The organism is Pseudomonas sp. SDI, from assembly GCF_003105155.1.
In the GTDB taxonomy this organism is placed as follows: Bacteria; Pseudomonadota; Gammaproteobacteria; order Pseudomonadales; family Pseudomonadaceae; genus Aquipseudomonas.
The window spans coordinates 1-14,913 of the sequence record NZ_QETK01000036.1 but is presented as its reverse complement, the minus strand read 5'-3'; the positions used below and the strand labels follow the sequence as shown (position 1 = coordinate 14,913).

Below are 14,913 nucleotides of genomic sequence, written 5' to 3'. Positions count from 1 at the left end.
CAATGAAAATTCTGATCATCGGTAGCGGCGGTCGCGAACACGCCCTGGCCTGGAAAGTCGCCCAGGACCCACGCGTCGAGAAAGTCTTCGTCGCCCCTGGCAACGCCGGCACCGCCACTGAAGCCAAGTGCGAGAACGTTGCCATCGACGTCACCGCCCTGGAGCAACTGGCCGACTTCGCCGAGAACAACGTCCAGCTGACCATCGTCGGCCCGGAAGGCCCGCTGGTTGCCGGCGTCGTCGACCTGTTCCGCAGCCGTAACCTGGACTGCTTCGGCCCTACCGCCGGTGCGGCCCAGCTGGAAGGCTCCAAAGCCTTCACCAAGGACTTCCTGGCCCGGCACAAGATTCCCACCGCCGACTACCAGAACTTCACCGAGATCGAGCCGGCCCTGGCCTACCTGCGCGAAAAAGGCGCACCGATCGTGATCAAGGCCGACGGCCTGGCCGCCGGTAAAGGCGTGATCGTCGCCATGACCCTGGCCGAAGCCGAAGACGCGGTGCGCGACATGCTCGCCGGCAATGCCTTCGGCGACGCCGGTTCGCGCGTGGTCATCGAGGAGTTCCTCGACGGCGAAGAGGCCAGCTTCATCGTCATGGTCGACGGCAAGAACGTCCTGCCAATGGCCACCAGCCAGGATCACAAGCGCGTCGGCAACGCCGACAGCGGCCCGAACACCGGAGGCATGGGCGCTTACTCGCCGGCCCCCGTGGTGACCGCCGACGTGCACCAGCGCGTGATGGACCAGGTGATCTGGCCAACCGTGCGTGGCATGGCCGAAGAAGGCAACGTCTACACCGGCTTCCTCTATGCCGGGCTGATGATCGACAAAGCCGGCAACCCGAAAGTCATCGAGTTCAACTGCCGCTTCGGCGACCCGGAAACCCAACCCGTCATGCTGCGCCTGGAGTCGAGCCTGGTGCTGCTGATCGAAGCCGCGTTCGCCAAGGCGCTGGACAAGGTCGAAGCCACCTGGGACCCACGCCCAAGCCTGGGCGTCGTGCTGGCAGCCGGCGGCTACCCTGGCGACTACGCCAAGGGTGCCGTAATCAGCGGCCTGGACAAGGCTGCGCAGATCGAAGGCAAGGTGTTCCATGCCGGGACCACGCTGAAGGATGGCCAGGTCGTTACCGCCGGTGGCCGCGTGCTCTGCGCGACCGCGCTGGGCAGCAGTGTCGAGTCGGCCCAGCAGCAGGCTTACCGCCTGGCCGCCGAGATCAGCTGGGAGGGTAGCTTCTACCGCACCGACATCGGCTACCGGGCGATTGCCCGCGAGCGCGGTGAACATCAGGAATAAGCGCATGCCCTGGAGCGGTGGCGCGCGCTGCGCCCTGCTCCCGGATCGTCGTCAAGGCCCCGCAGGGGCCTTGCCTTCGCCTTGGCGTGCCGCGCATAGTTGTACACCGGCCTTCAGCTAGGAAAGGATATCGTCGTGCGTTGGCTCAGGATTGCCATTGGTCTCACCGTCAGCCTGCTGACCTTGCTCTGCCTGCATCCGGCCCTGGCCGAATCCGGCAGCGGTTGGGCAGTTTTGCTCGACGATCAGGCCAGCCTGCAACTTAGCGACGTGCGTTCCGAACGCTACCGCAATCAATTCAGCCCTCTCGAACTCTCGCAACTCAATGCCGCCGAACCCGGCCAGGCGTTGTGGTTGCACTATCGCCTGATGCCCGGCCACCAGGAACAGATCGTCCGGGTGTTCGCCCCCGACCTGTCGAGCCTGGACCTCTACGTCCTCGACGGCGACAGCCTGCTGCAACAAACCCATAACGCGCGCAAGAGCGACACCGGCCTGCTCGGCCTTGGCAGCAGCGACAACCTGCTCTCCCTGCCGGCCAATCATGCGCCGCTGGACGTCTACCTGCGACTGGTCAGCGAACACCAGCTGCGTCCCGGCATCAGCCTGCAATCAGCGGTGGACGCCGCTGCCGACCAACGCCGACCGTTGCTGTTCGGCCTGCTGTTTGGCTGCCTGGCCATGCTGGTGCTGCACAACCTGATCCGTTTCGCCTATTCGCGCTCGACCACCAGCCTGTGGCTGGCGGCGTATCACAGCCTGATGCTGCTCAGCGCACTGATCCTGCTCAACCTCAGCGGGCCGTGGAGCCTGTGGCATTCGGCGCAAACCCCGGCCGCCTACCTGACAGCACTGCTGGCGACGCTGTGCGGGCTGGTGTTCACCCAGCGCTTCTTCGCCCCCCGCGAACAACCGCGGCTGAGCCGCCTGCTGCTGGGCGAGATCGTACTGGTGTCGGTGTGCGGCCTGCTGCTGCTGTTCGTCGACACCCTGCCGCTCAACCTGATGACCTACGCGCTGGTCGCGCTGGGCAGCGTCAGCATGCTGCTGGTTGGCAGCTATCACTGGCACAAGGGCTTCGCCCCGGCACGCCTGTTCGGCCTGGCCATGCTGCTGTTCAACATCGGCTGCCTGCTGGTGCTGCCGGCACTGCTGGGCCTGACCCGGGTGCCGACGCAGTCGCTGCTGTTCATCCTCATGGGGCTGACCGCGTTCACCGGCCTGCTGCTGAACCTGGCGGTCAGCGAACGCTTGCGCAGCATCAGCGAGGAACGCTTCAGCGTCAGCCGCGAACTGGCCGCGAGCAATGCCGAGGTCAACGCCAAGGCCGAGTTCCTGGCCAAGATCAGCCACGAGATCCGCACCCCCATGAACGGCGTGCTGGGCATGACCGAGCTGCTGCTCGGCACGCCATTGTCGGTCAAGCAGCGCGACTACGTGCAGACTATCCACAGCGCCGGCAACGAACTGCTGACGTTGATCAACGAGATCCTCGACATCTCCAAGCTGGAGTCCGGGCAGATTGAACTGGACGACGTGCAGTTCGACCTCAACGCGCTGATCGAAGACTGCCTGAGTATCTTCCGGGCCAAGGCCGAGCAGCAGAATGTCGAGCTGATCAGTTTCACCCAGCCGCAGGTACCGCGTGTGATCAGCGGCGACCCGACGCGCCTGCGTCAGGCCTTGTTGAGCCTGCTGGAAAACGCCCTGAAGAAAACCGACCAGGGCGAGATCCTGCTAGTGGTCGCCCTCGACCAGCGCGGCAACAGCCCGCGCCTGCGCCTGGCGGTGCAGGACAGCGGCGAACCGATGGCGGCCGCCGAACGCGATGCGCTGCTGCAGGCCGAGTTGCACAGCAAACACTTCCTTTCCAGCAACAAGCTCGGCGGCCACCTTGGCCTGGTCATCGCCAAGCAGTTGATCACCCTGATGCAGGGCGAGTTCGGCATCAAGACCAGCCACAACCAGGGCAACACCCTGTGGATGACCCTGCCGCTCGACCCGCACAGCCTCGAACAGCCGGCCACCGACCTCGACGGTTCGCTGCGCGGCGCGCGGGTACTGGTAGTGGACGACAACGACACCTGCCGCAAGGTGCTCGTGCAGCAATGCAGCGCCTGGGGCATGAATGTCAGCGCGGTGCCGTCCGGCAAGGAAGCCCTGGCGCTGCTGCGCACCAAGGCGCACCTGCGCGACTACTTCGACGCGGTACTGCTCGACCAGAACATGCCGGGCATGACCGGCATGCAACTGGCGGCCAAGATCAAGGAAGACCCGAGCCTGAACCACGATATCCTGCTGGTGATGCTCACCGGCATCAGCAATGCGCCCAGCAAGGTCATCGCGCGCAATGCCGGGGTCAAGCGCATCCTCGCCAAACCGGTGGCTGGCTACACCCTGAAAACCACCCTGGCCGAGGAACTCGCCCAGCGCAGCAAGAGCCAGCCATTGGGCATGGCCGCACCAAAGCGGATCACCGAGTCCGAGCTGCCGCGCGACTTTCGCATTCTGGTCGCCGAAGACAACAGCATTTCAACCAAGGTTATCCGCGGCATGCTCGGCAAGCTGAACCTGGAGCCGGATACCGCCAGCAATGGCGAGGAAGCCCTGCAGGCCATGAAAGCCCAGCATTACGACCTGGTTCTGATGGACTGCGAGATGCCGGTACTCGATGGTTTCTCCGCGACCCAGCAACTGCGTGCCTGGGAGGCCAGCAACGGCCGGCGACGGACGCCGGTGGTGGCACTGACCGCGCACATTCTCGCCGAGCACAAGGAACGCGCGCGGCTGGCCGGCATGGACGGGCACATGGCCAAGCCGGTGGAGCTATCGCAACTGCGTGAACTGATCGAACACTGGGTCGGCCGCCGCGAGCAAGAAACCGCAGCACCGGCGACGATGCCACTGTCACACTGACTACACTTTCCCCGCCCCTTTCTGTCGCGAGCCCAAACCATGCTCCATGAGTTGTTCAGCGTTTACCTGAAGATGCTCGTGCTCTATAGCCCGTTTTTCGTCCTATCCTGCTTCATCAGCCTGACCCGAGGTTACTCGCCCAAGGAGCGCCGGCGCCTGGCCTGGAACGTGGCCATCGCGGTGCTGGTCGCCAGCGTCCTGCTGTACCTGTTCGGGCGGGCGATCTTCGGCATTTTCGGCATCACCCCGGACGCCTTCCGCATCGGCGCCGGCAGTGTGCTGTTCATCTCGGCGCTGGGCATGGCCCAGGGCAAGTCGGCGGTGCAGAGCGACAACGTGCAGCAGGATGTCACCATCGTCCCGCTGACCATCCCACTCACCGTGGGCCCGGGCACCATCGGTGCCCTGCTGGTCATGGGCGTCGGCCAGCCGCACTGGGACGACAAGCTGCTGGCCATCGTCAGTATCGCCCTGGCCAGCTTCACCGTCGGCCTGGTGTTGTACCTGTCCAACCGTATCGAGCGGATTCTCGGCGAACAGGGCCTGCAGATCGTCAGCCGCCTGATGGGCCTGTTCGTCTGCGCTCTGGCGGCGCAAATCATCTTTACCGGGATCAAGGGTTACCTGACGCTGTAGGGTGCCCTAGAGCTTCAAGCTCAGCAGCAGGCGACGGTCCTCGGCACTGACCTTGGCCTGCACCTGCTGACGCTTGTCGCGGCGGAACAACTGCACATTGAAGCGCACCAGCTCGGTACTGGACGTGAGCAGCTTGACCGCCGACGAGTGCCGGGCGAACAGGAACGCCGTGGTGCTTTCGCTCACCTCCAACTGCTGATGGTGCAGCAGCATGTCGATGTACGGGCCCTGGCGGTGCACGCAGGGCATCAGCTGGAAATTCACCGCACGCTTGGCCCGCGCGCTGCGTTCGAACAGTGCCAGGGCCGGGCCATCGCGCTTGAGCGCATTGAGGGCCCAGCCATTGGCCAGGCTCAGTTCGCCTGCGCCGAGCTGGGCGATCTGCGCCAACGCCTCGTCCACCACAGACTCGCGCGACTTACCCGGCAAGCGCGTGTCCGGCGCTGGCGTAGCATCCCAGCCGAGGTACTTCAGCACATTGCGGTAATAACTCAGCCAATCGCCGACCAGGCCTTCGGCGTGGGCGGCGCGGGTAACGCGCTGGGCATAGAGGTTGGCCAGCAGGATATCGTCGCGATCCTCCTGGCTGACCGATGGCATGAACGCCGACAGGCTGCCGGCGACCACTGCCGCGCTCGCGCCCTGAATCGAGGGGTCTTGCATAAGTTCTCCTTGGCCGGCAGTGCGCGGCTCAGATCTTCGCCTGCAGCAGGTACCAGTTGCGGGTGTCCTTGAGGGTGGCGCGTAGGTCACTGCGGATGGTCGCGAAAGTGGCATCGTGCAGCTCGCCAACGTAGCTGGACAACCGCAGTTGCCCAAGCGAATCGGCCGCCAGCGGCGCGTCCAGCCAGGCCTGGGCCAGCGACTCGCGGGTGGTCAGGTAGAGGCTGCTGGCGAACACCCTGGCGCCCGGCAGCACCACACGCAGTTCGACGCTGATGGCGCCCGGCGTCTTGCCGTCGCTCGTGCCGTCCTGCACCGCTTCGGCGCGTAGCGCCTGCAAAGCGGGATGGCCGGCTGGTAGCGCCAGCAACGCCTTGAGGCTGGCCTGCACGGCGGCGTGTTCGGTGGCCGGCAAGACCTCAAGCAGCGCCGGCAGCAGCGCCTCCAACGGTTTGATTCGGCGGCCGGCGGCGGCCGGATTACGCTGTTGCTGGCGGGCGGAGAACACCATCCCCAGGCCCTGCTGGCTGTTCAGGTAATCGTGCTGCCAGTCGTCGGCAGCGGTGAACGCGCCAGTGTCCTGCTCGGCCTTGAGCCAGGCGAACAACTGAACATCGAACGCGTCGACCTTTTCCTGGGCACTGAGCGCGTTGGCCAGCAGCATCAGGCTGGTGCCGCTCACCCAGAGCGTGTAGTCGTAATGGTCCATGGCATATACCTTGTAAGAACCCAACGTGGCGCCGGGACGCCATAGCCTCCCGGCGCCGCCAGTCAGCGCTTGAGTTTCAGGCTGAGCAAGGTGGTGCGCGCGGTCTCGCCTACGCGGCCTTCCAGTACGTCCTTGTTCTGGTCGTACAGGCGCTTGTTGAACGACAGCGCAGCGGAGCCGGTGTAGGTTGAGCTGCTGTTGTTGTTCCACTCGAATAGCAGCACGTTGACGTTGTGCGCCGGCACCGCATCGGACTGCACCACACCAACCGTCATCACCACTTCGCCGTTGGGGTATTCGCCGCAGGACGCGACGTTCAGCGAGGTGCCCTGCTTCTTCGAGGCTTCGCGTTTGAACAGGGCCACCGCCTGCTCGCTCTGGGCCAGGGCGCTCAGGGCGCCGCCGGCCACTGCCGGCAGCGCGGCGACCAGGGTGCCGCCGCTGGCGACGAAGGCCGCGCCCACCTGCACCGCCTTGACCAGCAGGTTGTCGACCTTGAGCTTCTGCCCGCTGGCGACTTCCTTGCTGTAGCTGAAGTTGATCGTGGCCCAGCCACAGGCCGCCATGGTTTGCAGGTAGAACTCGAACCAAGCCTGGCCTTCGGTGCTCGGGTTGTATTCGGCGTTGGCCGCCTGGGTGCAGAACAGATGGCTGAACTTGGCCGCGTCGCGGTGGGCCAGGCTCATGCCCTGGACGAAGGAAACGATTTCGCCGCCGACCACGTCGACCTGGGGGGAATCGTTGCGGGGCGTCTCGGGAGTGTCACTCATGCTGGGGGGCTTCCTTGTTTGAGTTGGGTGCCGGAACCCTTGTGGGGCTCCGGCGCTCAAGCTAAACAAGGCCCCGGCGGGCGTCTGCCGAGAATGGCTTCCCGCTCAGGAGCGCTTGCCCGGTCAGGGCTTCTGCCCGTACCAGCGCGGGGTGTAGACCCATTCACCGCCGTCGGCGCGAGGGAAGGTGCAGGTGGTCGAGGAGCCGATCAGCACCATGGTGCGCATATCGACCTGCTCCGGGGTCAACTCGCCGAGACGGAGCACACGCAAGGTCTGCCCCGGACGACCGATGTCGCGGCCAAGGACTACAGGGGTGTCCGCCGTGCGGTGCTGGCGGACGATTTCCAGGGCGCGGCCAAGCTGCCACGGCCGCGAACGCGAGATCGGGTTGTAGAAAGCCAGGGCCAGGTCGGCCTGGGACGCCAGGTCGAGGCGCTGCTCGATGATGGCCCAGGGCTTGAGGTTGTCCGACAGCGACAGCACACAGAAGTCATGCCCCAGCGGTGCGCCGGCCTGCGCGGCGGTCGCCAGCGACGCCGACACCCCCGGCAGTACTTCCAGCTCGACCCGCTGCCAGCTCGGTTCGCTCGACTCATGCAGGGCTTCCAGCACGGCGGCGGCCATGGCGAACACGCCGGGGTCGCCCGACGACACCACCACCACCGAACGTCCTTGCGCAGCCAGCTCGAAGGCGTGGCGGGCGCGCTGCATTTCTTCGCGGTTGTCGGTGCAGTGCAGCACCTGATCGGCGCGGAACGGGCCGGCCATGCGCACGTAGGTTTCGTAACCGAGCACATCGTTGGCGCGGGCCAGTTCGGCTTTCACCGCCGGCACCATCAGCTCGGCAGCGCCCGGGCCGAGGCCGATCACCGCCAGGCGGCCACGGCCGCGGCCGATCTGCTGCGGGTCGATGGGTTCGGCGGCCACCGCAATCGCCAGGCCGTCGCCCACCGGCTGCGGCGCGAGCAACTGCGGCAGCGCCTGGGCAGCCAGTTCGCTGACCGACGCCGCCGGTGCAGCAAAGCGCAGCGGCACCCCGAGTTCGGCCGCCGCAGCCTGCAGGGCCGGCGCGGCCATCTCGTCTTCGCTGGCGAGCAGGCAGGCCAGCGCCGGCTCGGCGATCTTCGCCTCACGCAGCGCCGCGCGCACGGCGTTGGCCAGCGCCGGCAGCGCCGCACTCACCGCCACCAGCACACAACGCGGATAGATCACCAACTCGTTGGCGTTCGCCTCGCGGGCGTCGCAGCCCACGTGTATGGCCAACTGCGCCTGCTCGTTCTGCGGCAGTTGTGCCTGTTCCAGCCACGGCGCGGCGCCATCGATACGCACGCTCTCGCCGGCCAGCAGATCGGAGACGAACCGCTTGCCCAGCTCCAGGTCGGCCAGCGCATAGCCGCTGGGCGGGTTGAGCAGGCAGGTGCCGAAACGCAGTTCACCGCTGGTGGTGATGGCGGCAGCCACCCCCAGGCCGGCGGCGATTTCCCGCGCCAACACGTTGACCCCGGCGAGCCCGCCGAGCAGCGGCACCACCGCGCTGCCGTCCTCGGCCACGGCCAGTACCGGCGGTTCGGCGCCCTTCTCCAGCAACACGCTGGCCAGGCTGCGGATGACAATGCCGGCCGCGCACAGGGCGATGATCGGCGTGTCCTGCTGGTAGAGCTGGCGCAGCGTCGCGCCGAATTCCTGATAGCTGCGCTCGACGCCTTCGACGCGGCCGGCCAGACCGTAAATCAGCGCGTCCGGGTAGAACTGCTGGAGCTTGCGCGCGGTGGCCAGGCTGCCCTTGCCGAGGATGACAATGGCCGGTGCTTTACGGGTCATCAGCCTTGCCACCTTTCACCGGGAACAATGATCAGCGAGAAGTACGGCGAGGACTGCGGGTCGACCGCATCCAGGGCGACGATCTTCTGGTTGGCCATGGTCGCGCGCTCGACATACAGCGCGCGCTCGGCCAGACCGAGCTCGGCCAGCACCTCGCGTACTTTCGGGAAGTTGCGCCCCAGCTTCATGATCACCGCCGCATCGGCGTCGGCCAGGCGGCGCTTGAGCTCGTCGTGCGGCAACACGCCAGAGAGCACCGACAGGCTCTGGTTGCGGTACACCAGCGGCGCACCGAGCACCGAGGCGCCACCGAGCATCGAGCACACGCCGGGAATCACCTCGGCGTCATAGCGTTCGGCGAGGCGGTCGTGCAGGTACATATAAGAGCCGTAGAAGAACGGGTCGCCTTCGCAGATCACCGCCACATCGCGGCCGGCGTCCAGGTGCGCGGCCACTTCCAGGCTGGCGGCATCGTAGAAATCGCTGATCACCTGCTCGTACGACAACGGCGCCGGCAGCGCCTCGGTGGTGACCGGGTAGACCAGCGGCAGCAGGGTCTGCTCGGCCTGCAGATGGCCTTCGATGATGCCGAAGGCATTGCCGCGCTTGCCCTTGGCGACGAAGTACGCCACCACTGGCGCCTCGCGCAGCAGGCGCAGGGCCTTGAGGGTGATCAGCTCGGGGTCGCCAGGGCCCACGCCCAGGCCGAGCAAACGTCCGCGGGCCTGCATCATTCGACCTCCGTGGCCAGGGCGTTGACCGCGGCGGCGGCCATCGCGCTGCCGCCACGGCGGCCTTCGACGATCACAAACGGTACGCCGCGGCTGTCGGCAGCGAGCATCGCCTTGGATTCTGCCGCACCGACGAAGCCGACCGGGAAGCCGAGAATCAGCGCCGGCTTCGGCGCGCCGGCGTCGATCATTTCCAGCAGGTAGAACAGCGCAGTCGGTGCGTTGCCGATCACCACCACACTGCCTTCCAGGTACGGCCGCCAAAGCTCCAGGGCCACCGCCGAACGGGTGTTGCCGAGTTCCCTGGCCAGCGCCGGAACGCTGTCGTCCTTGAGCGTGCAGATCACTTCGTTGTTCGCCGGCAGGCGCGCGCGGGTGATGCCTTCGGCCACCATCCGTGCGTCGCAGAGGATCGGCGCACCGGCGGCCAACGCGTCGCGCCCGGCCTTGCCGGCCCCCGGCGAGAAGCGCAGGGCGTCGACCACTTCGACCATGCCACAGGCATGGATGACCCGCACCGCGAGCTTTTCCAGGTCGGCCGGAATCTGCTCCAGGCAGGCCTCCTGGCGGATGATGGCGAAGGAGTTGCGATAAATCTCCTGGCCGTCGCGGATGTAATCAATCATCGAGGTTTGCTCCGTGAGCGGGCGTCCAGTGCTGCGCCCGCCTCTTCCAATGTCAGGTTGCGCCCAACTGGCGCGCCCGGGCCCGGTTGGGCCGGGTGGTGAATGAACAGGTCGTAACGACCGGGCCCGACGGCCAGCAGGGTGGCCGGGGCAGTGTGCGCCAGCGCGCAGGAACGCGGGCAACCACTGAGGTGAATACTGGCCACCGCGCCGGGTTGGCGCAGCAGGCCGGCCAGGTGCACGGCGTCGGCCTTGGTGTCGGCCAGGGCCTTGGCGCAGCCGGCGGAGCCGGTGCAGGCCACCATCTGCGCCAGCGGTGCCGTGGCATCGCCGATCAGCCCCAGCGCCTGCACGGCCGCCAGTGCCGCATCGGCCTCGGCCAGGGCAATGTTCGGCAGCAGCAGGCTTTGCCACGGGGTCATGCGCAAGGTGCCGTCGCCCAGGTGCTCGGCTACCTCGGCAGCACCGCGCAACTGCGCCGCGCTCAGGCGCCCCAGCGGTGCGGCGGCGCCCACGCAGACGCGGCCGGGCTGACGCTGTGGATAGACTCCCAGATGCAATGCGGCGTCACGCCCTTGGCGGCGCCAGTCGCGCACGGCGGCGTCGCGGCGCAGCGGCAGCGGCAGTGCCTGCAGGAAGGTTTCGACGTCGGTCGTCGCCAACAACTGGCGCATGCGCGACTGTTCGGCGCTGGCCAGGTCGAGAAAACGATGCAGCAGCGCCAGTACCAGCGCATGGCCGTCGGCCCAGGGTACGGCGGCCAGCGGGGCGTCGTCGGCCGGGCAGCCGGCCAGGCCGAACGCCAACCATAGCGCGCCGTCCAGCTCAACGGCGGACAGCCACAGGTCGTGCGCGTGACCGAGCATGGCCAGGTCTTCACCACCGTCGAGCTGCACGGCGAACTTGGCTGAAAGCTGATGGAAGCGTGGCGTGGTTTGCAACGATTCGAGAATCTGCGCCGCCAGCGGCCCGGTGTCGACCCGCATGGCCGGATCGAGCCCGGCGGCCGGGCTGAGCATGAGGTTGCGCACGTCGTCGCCGGCCGCCTCGCGCGGGCCGAGGCCGGCCTGCAGCAGGTGCTCGATCAACCCGGCGTGGTCGCTGCCGATCCCGCGGATCTGCAGGTTGCTGCGATTGGTCACCTCGATCACGCCACCGGCAAAGCGCTCGGCGGCGTCGGCCACGGCCACCGCCTGGGCCGCACTGAGGCGCCCGGCGTCGAGCTTGATCCGCGAGATGCCGCCGTCCAGCGCCTGGACGATACGCCACAACCCCGGACAAGCCGAGGGGCGAAGGGCAGGGGTGGTGCTCGCGTGGTTCAAATGATCACCCGGTAATCGTCAAAAGGCGCTGGCAGCAGGAAGGCGCGGTATTATGCCTGCTTTGTCCGCTGGCAGGATAAGCCTGCCGGTCGGATTGGCCCGTAAAAGAGGAACGGCATGGCGCCCTGGTTGACCATAGTAGGAATCGGCGAAGACGGCTTCAGTGGCCTCGGCAAGCAGGCCCGGCGGGCGCTGCTGCGGGCCACCCGGGTGTTTGGCGGGCCGCGCCAGCTCGACCTGCTGCCGCATTGCCTGGGTGCCGAACGCCTGGCCTGGCCGAGCCCATTCTCGCTGGCGCCGGTGCTGGCGCTGCGCGGCGAGCCGGTATGCGTGCTGGCCAGCGGCGACCCGATGCTCTATGGCGTCGGCGCCAGCTTCGCTCGCCAACTCGATAGCGCCGAGCTGTGCGTAGTGCCGGCGCCCTCCTCCTATTCCCTGGCGGCGGCGCGACTCGGCTGGCCGTTGCAGGACGTGGTCACCCTGTCGGTGGTCGCCCGTCCGCTGGCGGCAGTGGCTGCGCACCTGTACGGCGGCCAGCGTCTGCTGGTGCTGAGCAACGACGGCGACAGCCCCGCTGCGCTGGCCGCCATGCTGCGCGAGCGTGGCTTCGGGCCGAGCCGGATCAGTGTGCTGGAACACCTCGGCGGGGCCGCCGAGCGACGTATCGACGGGCTCGCGCAGGACTGGCAGGCCGACACACTGGCGGCGCTCAATGTGGTGGCCATCGACTGCCGCGCGGCGCCCGATGCGCCGCGCCTGTCGCCGCTGGCCGGGCTGCCGGATTCGGCCTTTGCGCATGACGGGCAGATCACCAAGCGCGATGTCCGCGCGATCACCCTGGCGCGGCTGGCGCCGCAGCCGGGCGAGTTGCTCTGGGATGTCGGCGCCGGCTCCGGTTCCATAGGTATCGAATGGATGCGTGCACACCCGAGCTGCCGGGCGCTGGCGATCGAAGCCGACGAGGGCCGCCAACACCTGATCGAACGCAACCGCGACGCCCTCGGCGTGCCCGGCCTGCACCTGGTGCGTGGCCGGGCGCCGCAGGCGCTGGACGGGCTGGAGCGACCCGATGCGATTTTCATCGGCGGCGGGGTCACCCGCGAAGGCGTGCTCGACACCTGCTGGGCGCAGTTGCGCCCCGGTGGCCGGCTGGTGGCCAACGCCGTCACCCTGCAAAGCGAAACCCTGCTGATGAGCTGGCGCGAGCGCCATGGCGGCGAGCTGACACGTATCCACATTGCCCAGGCGCAGCCGTTGGGCGACTTCGATACCTGGCGCCAGGCCTTGCCGATCACCCTGCTCGACGTGGTCAAGGCATACGATGCGTGACGAAACCGCCGAACAGCCGGCGCCGCTGCGCAGCGGCCTGACCACCGGCAGCTGCGCCACCGCCACCAGCCTCGCGGCGGCGCGCCTGCTGTTGAGCGGGCAGCGCAACGACGCGGTGCACATTACCCTGCCCAAGGGCAAGCAGGTGCAGATGCGCCTGGAGTTCTGTCGCCTGCTCGACGACGGCGCCGAGGCCGGCACCCTGAAGGATGCCGGCGACGATCCCGACGTGACCCATGGCGCGCTGCTCTATAGCCAGGTGCGCTTGCTGGCAACGCCGGGCATTCGCTTTGTCGCCGGCAAAGGCGTCGGCACCGTGACCCGCCCGGGCCTGGTGCTGGCAGTCGGCGAGCCGGCGATCAACCCGGTGCCGCGCAAGATGATCAGCGAACACTTGCAGGCGTTGGCGCTGGAGTGTGCCTATGGCGGTGGCTTCGAGGTGACGGTGAACGTGCAGGATGGCGAGAGCCTGGCGCTCAAGACCATGAACCCGCGCCTGGGGATCCTTGGCGGGTTGTCGATTCTGGGCACCAGCGGGATTGTCCGGCCGTTCTCCTGTGCGGCGTACATTGCTTCGATCCATCAGGGCATCGACGTGGCCAAGACCAACGGTTACGAACACATTGCCGCGTGCACCGGCAATGCCAGCGAGGACACCATGCGCCGGGTGTACAACCTGCCGGAGATCGCCTTGATCGAGATGGGCGATTTTGTCGGCGCGGTGCTCAAGCACCTGCGCAAGGTGCCGGTGGCCAAGCTGAGCATCTGTGGGGGCTTTGGCAAGATCAGCAAGCTGGCGGCGGGGCATATGGACCTGCACAGCCGGCATTCGAGCATCGACCTGCCGCAGTTGGCCGGGTGGGCAGCGGCAATTGGCGCGGATGCCGAGTTGCAGGCGGCAATGGTGGCAGCCAATACCAGCCAGCAGGCGCTGACGCTGGCCAGTGCCGCCGGGGTGGCGCTGGGCGACGCAGTGTGCGCACATGCCCTGGCGTTTGCCCGCAGTGTGGTGCCGGCACAGGTTACGGTGGAAGTGTTTGCCATCGACCGTCAGGGCGGGGTTGTAGGCACGGCGGGGGTCGTCTGATGCGCAGGATTCTGTTGTTGGGCGGGGTGAGCGAGGCGCTGGCGATTGCCCGGCGGCTGGGCACCGAGCATGTCTACAGCCTGGCCGGAGTCGGCCGGGTGCCGCAGGATCTCGCCTGCCAGGTGCGGGTCGGCGGTTACGGCGGGGCCGAGGGGTTGGTGGCGTATCTGCGTGATGAGGGGATCGGGCTGCTGATCGATGCGACCCATCCATACGCGGCGCAGATCAGCCGTAACGCGGCCACGGCGGCCGCCTTGGCCGGAGTGGCGTGCTGGGCGTTGCGCCGGCCGGCGTGGCAGGCACAAGCCGGCGACGACTGGCGCGAAGTGGACGACTGGGCCGGGTTGATCGAGGCACTGAAGCCGTTTCGCCGGCCGCTGTTTACCCTTGGACGGGAGCCCCTGCAACATCTGCAGGAGATCCCACCGGCGCAGTTCTGGACGCTGCGGGCGCTGGAAGCCTGTGCAGGCAATGCGCGCTGTGAGGTGATCGGGGCGCGCGGGCCCTTCCTGCTGGAGGATGAGCGGGCGTTGTTTGCCCGGCGGCAGATTGATGTGCTAATCAGCAAGAACAGTGGCAGCCAGGCCACCGAACCGAAGCTTGAGGTGGCGCGGGAGCTTGGGCTGCCGGTGCTGATTCTGCGGCGGCCGCAGTTGCCGGCCGTGACGCGGGAGTTTTTCACGGTTGACGAGATGCTGGAGGCGTTGACTGGCCTGCGTTAGAGCTGCCCATTCCCGCTGGGGCGGACACTCTGCTGTGGGCCCCGACACGCCTCTGCGGGAACCGGCCTTGCCGGCGATGCGCTTGATCTTGGGGGGCATATCCATTTGCCGTGGCGAGGCTGCCGGCCCCTTCCGCCCTGACGGCGGCTTACTTTTTTTCAGTCGAAAAAAAAAGTAAGCATGGGCCTGTCCCGTGACAACGGACGCCAAGAAGCGATACTTAAGTCGCTCTCTTGGAGGTTGCCATGTACCCAAGTACTCGCCGTAACTACACCGATGA

The 14,913-nt window shown here is 67.1% G+C and carries 13 protein-coding genes; 6 read left to right on the top strand and 7 right to left on the bottom strand.

Translation table 11 applies throughout. The annotated features are described in order from the left end of the window. Nucleotides 1–2: 2 nt before the first annotated feature. The 3 genes from purD (at nucleotide 3) to DCO48_RS19875 (ending at nucleotide 4,850) form a co-directional block, all read left to right on the top strand. Complete coding sequence (gene purD, locus DCO48_RS19885; RefSeq protein ID WP_116552312.1) at nucleotides 3–1,298, top strand: phosphoribosylamine--glycine ligase; 1,296 nt, start codon at nucleotides 3–5, stop codon at nucleotides 1,296–1,298. Nucleotides 1,299–1,433: 135 nt separating this feature from the next. Then, nucleotides 1,434–4,214: a hybrid sensor histidine kinase/response regulator gene (locus DCO48_RS19880; protein ID WP_116552311.1), complete on the top strand. Its 2,781-nt coding sequence runs from the start codon at nucleotides 1,434–1,436 to the stop codon at nucleotides 4,212–4,214. Between the two features lie 39 nt (nucleotides 4,215–4,253). Then, nucleotides 4,254–4,850, top strand: coding sequence for a MarC family protein (locus DCO48_RS19875; RefSeq protein WP_116552310.1), 597 nt, complete (start codon nucleotides 4,254–4,256; stop codon nucleotides 4,848–4,850). Between the two features lie 6 nt (nucleotides 4,851–4,856). On the opposite strand, the gene DCO48_RS19870 is transcribed toward DCO48_RS19875, so the two are convergent. From DCO48_RS19870 to cobG, 7 genes are all read right to left on the bottom strand, one after another. After that, the gene (locus DCO48_RS19870) at nucleotides 4,857–5,513 is read right to left on the bottom strand and encodes a hypothetical protein (RefSeq protein WP_116552309.1); all 657 of its coding nucleotides are present in this window, start codon (nucleotides 5,511–5,513) and stop codon (nucleotides 4,857–4,859) included. A 28-nt stretch (nucleotides 5,514–5,541) separates the two neighbouring features. Further along, on the bottom strand, nucleotides 5,542–6,222 hold the full coding sequence (locus tag DCO48_RS19865) for a hypothetical protein (RefSeq protein WP_116552308.1): 681 nt from the start codon (nucleotides 6,220–6,222) through the stop codon (nucleotides 5,542–5,544). Nucleotides 6,223–6,284: 62 nt separating this feature from the next. Next, nucleotides 6,285–6,992 (bottom strand): hypothetical protein, encoded by a 708-nt coding sequence (locus DCO48_RS19860; RefSeq protein ID WP_116552307.1) that lies wholly within the window; start codon nucleotides 6,990–6,992, stop codon nucleotides 6,285–6,287. Between the two features lie 123 nt (nucleotides 6,993–7,115). Further along, nucleotides 7,116–8,816 carry a precorrin-3B C(17)-methyltransferase gene (gene cobJ / locus DCO48_RS19855; RefSeq protein ID WP_116552306.1) on the bottom strand — a complete coding sequence of 567 codons (1,701 nt, stop codon included), beginning with the start codon at nucleotides 8,814–8,816 and terminating at the stop codon, nucleotides 7,116–7,118. Further along, nucleotides 8,816–9,547 carry a precorrin-2 C(20)-methyltransferase gene (locus DCO48_RS19850; protein ID WP_116552338.1) on the bottom strand — a complete coding sequence of 244 codons (732 nt, stop codon included), beginning with the start codon at nucleotides 9,545–9,547 and terminating at the stop codon, nucleotides 8,816–8,818. The genes cobJ and DCO48_RS19850 overlap by 1 nt, the downstream gene beginning before the upstream one ends. After that, nucleotides 9,547–10,173, bottom strand: a complete 627-nt coding sequence (locus DCO48_RS19845; RefSeq protein WP_116552305.1) for a precorrin-8X methylmutase — start codon at nucleotides 10,171–10,173, stop codon at nucleotides 9,547–9,549. Before DCO48_RS19845 ends, DCO48_RS19850 begins: the two co-directional genes overlap by 1 nt. Then, nucleotides 10,170–11,495, bottom strand: coding sequence for a precorrin-3B synthase (gene cobG / locus DCO48_RS19840; RefSeq protein WP_116552304.1), 1,326 nt, complete (start codon nucleotides 11,493–11,495; stop codon nucleotides 10,170–10,172). The genes DCO48_RS19845 and cobG overlap by 4 nt, the downstream gene beginning before the upstream one ends. Nucleotides 11,496–11,612: 117 nt before the next feature. Here cobG and cbiE point away from each other — a divergent pair, with 117 nt between their 5' ends. The 3 genes from cbiE to DCO48_RS19825 are packed head-to-tail and all read left to right on the top strand — an operon-like array spanning nucleotide 11,613 to nucleotide 14,633. Further along, the gene (cbiE, locus tag DCO48_RS19835) at nucleotides 11,613–12,824 is read left to right on the top strand and encodes a precorrin-6y C5,15-methyltransferase (decarboxylating) subunit CbiE (RefSeq protein ID WP_116552303.1); all 1,212 of its coding nucleotides are present in this window, start codon (nucleotides 11,613–11,615) and stop codon (nucleotides 12,822–12,824) included. After that, nucleotides 12,817–13,911 (top strand): cobalt-precorrin-5B (C(1))-methyltransferase, encoded by a 1,095-nt coding sequence (locus DCO48_RS19830; RefSeq protein ID WP_116552302.1) that lies wholly within the window; start codon nucleotides 12,817–12,819, stop codon nucleotides 13,909–13,911. Before cbiE ends, DCO48_RS19830 begins: the two co-directional genes overlap by 8 nt. Next, nucleotides 13,911–14,633 (top strand): cobalt-precorrin-6A reductase, encoded by a 723-nt coding sequence (locus DCO48_RS19825; protein WP_165840807.1) that lies wholly within the window; start codon nucleotides 13,911–13,913, stop codon nucleotides 14,631–14,633. The genes DCO48_RS19830 and DCO48_RS19825 overlap by 1 nt, the downstream gene beginning before the upstream one ends. Nucleotides 14,634–14,913 lie beyond the last annotated feature (280 nt).

Coding starts and splice junctions, on each gene's coding strand:
- DCO48_RS19865 (WP_116552308.1), bottom strand. CDS start 6,222: ATGGACCATTACGACTACACGCTCTGGGTGAGCGGCACCAGCCTGATG.
- purD (WP_116552312.1), top strand. CDS start 3: ATGAAAATTCTGATCATCGGTAGCGGCGGTCGCGAACACGCCCTGGCC.
- DCO48_RS19845 (WP_116552305.1), bottom strand. CDS start 10,173: ATGATTGATTACATCCGCGACGGCCAGGAGATTTATCGCAACTCCTTC.
- DCO48_RS19830 (WP_116552302.1), top strand. CDS start 12,817: ATGCGTGACGAAACCGCCGAACAGCCGGCGCCGCTGCGCAGCGGCCTG.
- DCO48_RS19875 (WP_116552310.1), top strand. CDS start 4,254: ATGCTCCATGAGTTGTTCAGCGTTTACCTGAAGATGCTCGTGCTCTAT.
- DCO48_RS19825 (WP_165840807.1), top strand. CDS start 13,911: ATGCGCAGGATTCTGTTGTTGGGCGGGGTGAGCGAGGCGCTGGCGATT.
- DCO48_RS19870 (WP_116552309.1), bottom strand. CDS start 5,513: ATGCAAGACCCCTCGATTCAGGGCGCGAGCGCGGCAGTGGTCGCCGGC.
- DCO48_RS19860 (WP_116552307.1), bottom strand. CDS start 6,992: ATGAGTGACACTCCCGAGACGCCCCGCAACGATTCCCCCCAGGTCGAC.
- cbiE (WP_116552303.1), top strand. CDS start 11,613: ATGGCGCCCTGGTTGACCATAGTAGGAATCGGCGAAGACGGCTTCAGT.
- cobJ (WP_116552306.1), bottom strand. CDS start 8,816: ATGACCCGTAAAGCACCGGCCATTGTCATCCTCGGCAAGGGCAGCCTG.
- DCO48_RS19850 (WP_116552338.1), bottom strand. CDS start 9,547: ATGCAGGCCCGCGGACGTTTGCTCGGCCTGGGCGTGGGCCCTGGCGAC.